Source organism: Cloacibacillus sp., assembly GCA_036655895.1.
Classification (GTDB): Bacteria; Synergistota; Synergistia; order Synergistales; family Synergistaceae; genus JAVVPF01.
The window spans coordinates 1-6,710 of the sequence record JAVVPF010000054.1; the positions used below are offsets into that span (position 1 = coordinate 1).

General features: G+C 51.7%; 11 protein-coding genes. All 11 read left to right on the forward strand.

What is annotated here, in order from left to right:
• Window positions 1–1,058: phage major capsid protein (locus RRY12_11905; protein MEG2185376.1), on the forward strand; the 1,058-nt coding region annotated here is incomplete at its 5' end.
• Window positions 1,059–1,060: 2 nt separating this feature from the next.
• On the forward strand, window positions 1,061–1,309 hold the full coding sequence (locus RRY12_11910) for a X2-like carbohydrate binding domain-containing protein (protein MEG2185377.1): 249 nt from the start codon (window positions 1,061–1,063) through the stop codon (window positions 1,307–1,309).
• Window positions 1,309–1,623 carry a head-tail connector protein gene (locus tag RRY12_11915; protein MEG2185378.1) on the forward strand — a complete coding sequence of 105 codons (315 nt, stop codon included), beginning with the start codon at window positions 1,309–1,311 and terminating at the stop codon, window positions 1,621–1,623. The genes RRY12_11910 and RRY12_11915 overlap by 1 nt, the downstream gene beginning before the upstream one ends.
• Entirely contained in the window at window positions 1,620–1,943 is a 324-nt protein-coding gene (locus RRY12_11920; GenBank protein ID MEG2185379.1) for a head-tail adaptor protein, read from the forward strand. The genes RRY12_11915 and RRY12_11920 overlap by 4 nt, the downstream gene beginning before the upstream one ends.
• Before the next feature lie 2 nt (window positions 1,944–1,945).
• Window positions 1,946–2,386 carry an HK97 gp10 family phage protein gene (locus tag RRY12_11925; GenBank protein ID MEG2185380.1) on the forward strand — a complete coding sequence of 147 codons (441 nt, stop codon included), beginning with the start codon at window positions 1,946–1,948 and terminating at the stop codon, window positions 2,384–2,386.
• On the forward strand, window positions 2,383–2,751 hold the full coding sequence (locus tag RRY12_11930; protein MEG2185381.1) for a hypothetical protein: 369 nt from the start codon (window positions 2,383–2,385) through the stop codon (window positions 2,749–2,751). Before RRY12_11925 ends, RRY12_11930 begins: the two co-directional genes overlap by 4 nt.
• Before the next feature lie 15 nt (window positions 2,752–2,766).
• A complete protein-coding gene (locus RRY12_11935) occupies window positions 2,767–3,189 on the forward strand; it encodes a phage tail tube protein (protein MEG2185382.1) in 423 nt (140 codons plus the stop codon).
• Between the two features lie 12 nt (window positions 3,190–3,201).
• Complete coding sequence (locus RRY12_11940) at window positions 3,202–3,546, forward strand: hypothetical protein (protein MEG2185383.1); 345 nt, start codon at window positions 3,202–3,204, stop codon at window positions 3,544–3,546.
• A 134-nt stretch (window positions 3,547–3,680) separates the two neighbouring features.
• Window positions 3,681–3,887, forward strand: a complete 207-nt coding sequence (locus tag RRY12_11945) for a hypothetical protein (protein ID MEG2185384.1) — start codon at window positions 3,681–3,683, stop codon at window positions 3,885–3,887.
• A 74-nt stretch (window positions 3,888–3,961) separates the two neighbouring features.
• On the forward strand, window positions 3,962–4,120 hold the full coding sequence (locus RRY12_11950) for a hypothetical protein (GenBank protein ID MEG2185385.1): 159 nt from the start codon (window positions 3,962–3,964) through the stop codon (window positions 4,118–4,120).
• An 81-nt stretch (window positions 4,121–4,201) separates the two neighbouring features.
• Window positions 4,202–6,710 (forward strand): tape measure protein (locus RRY12_11955; protein MEG2185386.1); only part of this gene is annotated, 2,509 nt, incomplete at its 3' end.

The following is a 6,710-nucleotide window of genomic DNA, read 5'->3' on the forward strand; positions in this document are numbered from 1 at the left end:
CGATGGAGGCAAAAGCTCCATTGTGCGTTGAAGATAAAAGCGTTGCCGTTCCTGAATTAACGGCCGTCGCACCGGTGGCAAAAATGGACGTCTCCGCTAAAGATCGCGAGGTTGAGGCTTTTAAGGCGTTTCTTGTCGGCCAGCCATATGATGCGACGGCACTGCGCAAAGCCGTAGACGTGTCGAACAGCGCAAATCAGGCAAGCAGCAACGCCGTTATCATTCCCGAGACTGTGCGTGATTCCATTTGGAAGGAAATGGGCGAACGCCATCCGATCTTGAACGCGGTGCGCATGACCTTTGTCAAAGGCGACATTACGATTATAAAAGAATCTTCGAGCGGTGATGAAGCGGCTTGGTATAACGAATCGACAAAGGTTACTGACGGCAGCTTTAGTTTTGCGACACTTGAACTCAAAGGCTATGAGCTTGCCAAAGCGGTACCTGTGACGTGGATGCTTAAAAAGATGTCAATGGATGCGTTCATGCCCTATATCATCTCGTTAATCGCGGAGAAGATGGGCAACGCGCTTGCTAAGTCTGTTGTCGAGGGCAAGGGGGCCGCTGGGTCCAGTGACACATGGAAGAGCCAGCCGCAGGGCATAGCCGTCGCTCTAGAGGCGGAGGCCAGCACGCCGCAGATCGTCACATACAGCGCTTCGGACGATATCGATTATGATAAATTCTGTGATGTGATGGCGAAGATAAAGAGCGGCTATTACGGAGGCTGCGCAATCTACGCGAAGAACACCATGATCTGGACGAAGCTTGCTACGATAAAAGATTCTGACGGTCGTCCCTATTTCGTCACAGACCCCACCAGCGGGGGGGTAGGACGCATTTTCGGACTCACGGTTTATGAAGAGGACGCGGTGAGCGATGATGAGATACTTGTCGGCAACGTCTCTGCCGGTTATGTGGCGAACTGCAACGAGAACGTATCGCTCTACCAAGAGGATCACGTAACCGATCGTTATACCGATTATATGGGATACGCAATTATCGACGGCAAGGTGCTCACGAACAAGGCGTTTGTACTCATAAAAAAATCCTCTTAGCCGTGAGCCCTGAAACGGCCACATTCAGCAAGGCGGTCCCGGCTGATGTGGTGCTCACGGTAACGGGAGCCTCGTTGGTTACATCTGTTAAAAATCAGGCCTCAGTTGTCAATGCAAGTAATTACAGCTATTCGTCCGGTTCGCTCACGATTACCGATGACTATCTGGCCACTCTCGCTAACGGAGCAAAGACGTTTACGGTAGTCACAGACAACGGCAGCGCGGCTGTCGAAATTACGGTCACCGACTGATGCCGCTCTCGCTTGAAGATCTGAAGCTCTATTTGCGAGTGACCGACGATGTCGAGGATGCACTGATCTCGGCGCAGCTTGCTGCGGCGGAATCGTATATCAAGGGTAAGGTAAGCAAAACACAGAGGCTCTCCGCTAGAGAGCCTCTTGCCATTGAGGACGATTCGCTTTACCAGCAGTGCGTTAAGCTTATGGTCGCTCACTGGTACGAAAATCGCGCCATATCCTCCACAACGAGGACGACGGTTATCGGTATCCAGCATACCGTTGACGCGATTGTCGCTCATATTGAAGGATGTGGTGATTATCTATGAACCCCGGAAAGTTAAACCGTTATGTTGTTTTGAAGGGTTTGCAGACAATTCAGGACGAAGGCGGAGGGGCTCAGGAAAGCTACTTGATAAAAAAGAGCTGCTGGGCGTCTATGCGCACAATTCGCACCTACGGCGAAATGCTGGCCAACAGAGACACGAATGTGTGTCTGCTGGAGGTGACGGTGCGTGACAACCGCCGCGCGGATTTGGCGCCGCGGCGTGGAGACATCGTGGAATGGTCAGGCCGAGTCTTCGATGTAGAAAGCGTCTCGCCGCCTGAAAATGGTTATGTTGTGATGATTTGCAGAGAGGAGTCTTGAGCATGGGCGATAAGATTAAAGTCGAATGGGCCGACCGCTGCAACATAAAGCTAAGCCGATCTCTAATGTCCATGTCTAAGGTCATCCAGGACGAATCAGCCGCCGCTTTTCGCCAGACGGCCGATGAAATTCAGGCAGGCGCAAAGGCCGTTGTGCGTGTGCGGACAGGGTTGCTGCGGGAATCGATAAAAAGAACTGTTCGTAGAAAACCAGATTCTATAGTTGCTAGGGTGTTCGCGGATTACCCTGCAACCGATAGAGTGCACAAGACCAGCACAAAGAAGCAGGCAGCGGGTTCCCGCGATTATTATGCCTTTGCGATCGAGTACGGAACGAAACGTAGCCGGGCGTATCCCTTTTTAAAGCCTACGGCCAACAGGCTGGAAGATCGGGCTCTCCGCCGGATAGACGCTATTGTCAACAGGGAGCTTGGCAAAGTATGAGCAGCTTCGATATTGTGGTGGAGGTTCGAAACGCGCTCTTAAACGTAGTTGGCATAACGGATGTCTATGACTCGTTGGTCACGCCTGACAAGGTAAGCTCCGTTGTAAGCCCTTATGCCTGCATAGGCGAATTCAGAAAGACTCAGGGGCGCATCATGGATGCCTCCGAGCAAAAATGCTTTATCGACGTCTTCCTGTGGACTAAATATAAGGGCAAAAAACAATGCATGGAGCTTGCCGATACCTTTGAGAGCTCTTTAGCGGAGCTGGACAGAGATTATTTTCTCGAAGCGGCGTATTTTGACTACGACGAAGTTTCCGGCTGGTCATTGGCACAAATTACCCTCAGAACATATCTGGAATAGAAAGGATGATAAAAGATGAGTAAGATAGCTGCGAAAAATTCGCTCATAATGATAGAAATATCCAACACGGCAACCGCGCTGATGGCGTGCAAAGATTGGGCGCTCAACACCTCGCGCGGAACGATAGACGTTTCTACGATCGATTCTGAATGGAAGGAGTTCTTGACCGGACAGGTTTCTGCTGACGGAAGCGCGACGGTCCTCTATGACCCTACGGATTCCACCGTGCAGACTGCCATCGAAACCGCCATGTGGGAAGGCACTGTGGTAACGATGCATCTCCGGCCGGAGGGAACGGGCAGCGGTAAGCCAGACTATGAACTCGACGCGCTTATCACGGGATGGAACATCACCGGTGCTACGGAAGACGCCATCAGCATCGCTATTTCGTTCACCGGCACCGGCAAGATAACGAAAACCAGCCAGACAACGGCATAAGGAGAAATCAAAATGCAGATAAAACTTGGAGATAGAGAATACGAGGTAAAATATCCTTTTGCGGCCTGCCGAGAGATCGAGCGCGCCTCGGGGCGCAGCATCACGACTTTTGCCTTCGAAACAATAAATCGCGCCACCAGCGGCGACGTTTCGTTTGACGATATAACGCTGCTGGTATGGGGCGGCATTTTGCATGTAAGGCGCAACATTTCGCTTGATCAGGTCGCCATACAGCTCGAAGGACTCGCGGACGACAAGCCGCTGCTGAACGTTTTTGTTGACTGCGCGGCGGAGCTGCGCAAAAGTCTCGACGCCAAGCTCAAATTCGAGGAGCCGACGGCAGAAGAAAAAAACTAGATGAAGAGGCCTCGGAGCAAGACGGTGAAAAAACGGCGGATGAATGTTACCGCACTGCGCTGTTGTTTGCCCTGGGACCTCTGCACCTGACCTTTGATGATCTGTGGCGAATAACGGTGGGTGAATTTGACGATATGGCTACCGCTTACCGCTATAATGAATACCTTGAATCAAGAAAGCGCGCGCAGCTGGCCAGCTGCATTCTGTCCGGACTGGTAAAACAACCGCCGAGCATTCAGGATATCGCCGGAGTGTGGGATGATAAAACGATGCGCGTATACAATAAGATGGAGATGTACGAACTTATCAAAGAGCGCATAAAAAACAAGAAACACAAATAGGCCCTTTTCACAGGGCCTATTTTGTACAACATATGCTATACTGATATAAAATCAGAGAAAAGGAGGGCTAGCGTATGATGCTGATAAATCTTGCTCTTGGTTTGGCTTTTGTTTATTATATCGGCTCGTATTTCATTAAAGAACTTATCAGAGTGCCCTTCTTCTGGTTTGTGCTTCTCGCAGTTGTTTTCGCGGTATATTTGGAACACCAAAGAGAAAGAAAACAAAGCTAATCATTAAAAGTGAATACATCGGCCTCCGCTGACCTGTATGGTTGCGCGGGGGTTTTTTTGTGGAGTAAGGAGGCGGAATAAGTGGCTAAAAACACCTTGGCCGTGCGCATGACCTTGAACGCGTCGGAGTTTACGCGAAATCTAAATAAAGTAAAGCGGCAGCTTAACAACGCCTTTGGTAAAGATGCCATCCAAGGCTCCGAGGCTCTAATGGGCAAGCTGAAATATTTCGGCGTGGGGATCGCGGCGCTGGGAGCCAAGGCCGTAAAAATGGCCTCTGATTTTGAAATGACAAAGAGATCGATGGCGGCACTGGTGGGCAATGTCGATGTTGCCACCGCGCACCTGAGAGACCTTGAAAAATTTGCCGCGACGACGCCGTTTGAATTCACCGGTCTGGTCGACGCGTCCAAGAGGATGCAGGCATACGGGGCTGACGTCGATTCTGTCATTCCCATACTTGAGACGCTTGGCGATACCGCAATGGCTTTAGGGCTTAAATCTGATGGGCTGGACCGTATGACGCTTGCGGTCGGGCAGATCATGGCGAAAGGCAAGCTGTCGGCAGAGGAAATGAGGCAGCTCGCGGAGACGGGGCTTCCCGCGTGGCAGATAATGGCCGAAAAAATGGGGATCAGTGTCGCGGAACTCATGGATCGCTCTAAAAAGGGGGCAGTATCCGCGAAAACAGCGCTTGACGCGTTGTTTTCCGGCATGTCGGAACGCTACAGCGGAATGATGAAGGCGGTTGCGGGGGAAATCCCTCAGCAGTTCTCGAATATGAAAGATAATGTCAGCTCTATCATGCGCGAGTTGGGAAGCGAAATAAGCGAAGCACTTGACCTAAAAACGCGCTTGTCAAAAACGCAGGAATGGTTGAATAAATTTGCGGAGGCCGCTAAATCGTCGGGGATCAGAGAAGCGATCAGCGAGATGGTTCCAGAAAATCTTATCGTTGCCGTGACGACGCTGGCCGGGGCGATCGGTGCAGGGTTGATACCGGCTATTTCAAAATATGCCGTCTGTCTTTTTGGACTCTCCGGCCAGTGGGGCATCATGATCACCGCAATTGCCGCGATGTCAGGCGTACTGATGTCAAACAAAGGGGAGCTGTCAAACTATATTTCCGGTCCCGTCCAGGCTGGGATCGTAGCCTTTGGCACGTACCAGACGGCCATAGCACTGGCTACGGCGAAAAATTTACTTTTCACCCCATCGGTGATTGGATGGCTTGGCAACATAAAGGCATGGGTATCGCTTGCTCCCGCGGCTATAAGCTCTCTTTCGGCGTTTACCGGCTGGCTGGGTATGGCGGGCGCGGCCATGGGGCCTGTAGGCTTGGTGGCTTTGGCTGTTGGCGCCGGATACTGGCTGTCGCTGCGCGATCAAATGAAAGAGGCTGAAAAACAGGCGAATATCACGCGCGAAGCCATAGAAAAAATAAATACTCAATTTGCCGACGCGGACGCGACGCAGATCGCGATCGCCCTGGATACGGCGCGCACAAAATTGCAGGACTTAGAAGTCCAGGCAAAGAAATCCTCCTTGGCAATGCTGGAGCTCTCCAATAAGGCCTTTCTGAGCAAGAACGGAGTTCTGGGCGGAGCGGCAGGCTCTGCCGCCTCCGCGTTTGTGGATAATGAGCAGCTGAGCCGGCCTGATGAAATCGCAGGGCTTAAAGCGGAGATATCGGCGCTTGAGGAACAATATAAAGTAAAATCTGAGGCGCTTGCGAAGACAGCCCAGAAGAAAAATGGGCTTTTTGGAACTCTTAACGGTGATGGTTTTGGCGAGTCCGGTAAAACTAAAAAAGGCAAATCAGCCGCAGAATTGCTAGTGCAGAATATTTCCGACCAGATAAAATACCTCAACGCCGACGGGGAATCCTTTTTGCCGATCCTCGATAAATGGCTGGCGAAATCAAAGCCGCTTTCGGAGGATTGGAAGAAGATTCGCGACCTCCAACTGCAGATCATGGAGAATGCGGAACAGCGGAATCCGTTCTCGGCCGAAAATGTGTTGGAGAGAAACCGGGAACGAATAGCGCGCATGAAATCGCTCGAAGAGCAATCCAAGCGGCTGCGCGAGGAAGAATACAACAACTATGGGTGGCAAAACGCGCAAGGGCTCATGAGCGACACGGACTATATCAACAAACTCAAGGAACGCTTTGCTAACCTCTCAGATCAATTCAAGGCGACCGGCGGCAGCATCGAAAACTTTTTGCAGTGGCCGCCGGAGTTGCAGAAGGCTTTCAGCGATTTGCAGAGTGCGGGCAGCAGCGAATTTGCAAAATCGCTCGACCTGTTAAAAAACCGGTTTGAAAGCGGTAAAATCAGCGGCACGCAGTATAAAGCCGCGATCGAGCAGCTAAAAACACAATTTGCGGATATGCCGATCGTAATCAAACTGGCCGACGACGCACTCAAGGCCTACGAAAACAGCATGAATAAATTCCCGACGGCCGCGCAGCAGGCAACAAGCGCGTGGGACAGCGCGCGCGAGGGGCTCAACGCCGTGCCCGCGGGCATCGGCAACGCGTTTGAGAGCGCCATTCGCGGCACCGAATCACTCGGCGAAGCTATGTTGG

Bases quoted from the DNA above. Each gene is read 5' to 3' on its own strand.
- RRY12_11915 (MEG2185378.1), top strand. From the start codon at position 1,309: ATGCCGCTCTCGCTTGAAGATCTGAAGCTCTATTTGCGAGTGACCGAC.
- RRY12_11920 (MEG2185379.1), top strand. From the start codon at position 1,620: ATGAACCCCGGAAAGTTAAACCGTTATGTTGTTTTGAAGGGTTTGCAG.
- RRY12_11925 (MEG2185380.1), top strand. From the start codon at position 1,946: ATGGGCGATAAGATTAAAGTCGAATGGGCCGACCGCTGCAACATAAAG.
- RRY12_11930 (MEG2185381.1), top strand. From the start codon at position 2,383: ATGAGCAGCTTCGATATTGTGGTGGAGGTTCGAAACGCGCTCTTAAAC.
- RRY12_11935 (MEG2185382.1), top strand. From the start codon at position 2,767: ATGAGTAAGATAGCTGCGAAAAATTCGCTCATAATGATAGAAATATCC.
- RRY12_11940 (MEG2185383.1), top strand. From the start codon at position 3,202: ATGCAGATAAAACTTGGAGATAGAGAATACGAGGTAAAATATCCTTTT.
- RRY12_11945 (MEG2185384.1), top strand. From the start codon at position 3,681: ATGGCTACCGCTTACCGCTATAATGAATACCTTGAATCAAGAAAGCGC.
- RRY12_11950 (MEG2185385.1), top strand. From the start codon at position 3,962: ATGATGCTGATAAATCTTGCTCTTGGTTTGGCTTTTGTTTATTATATC.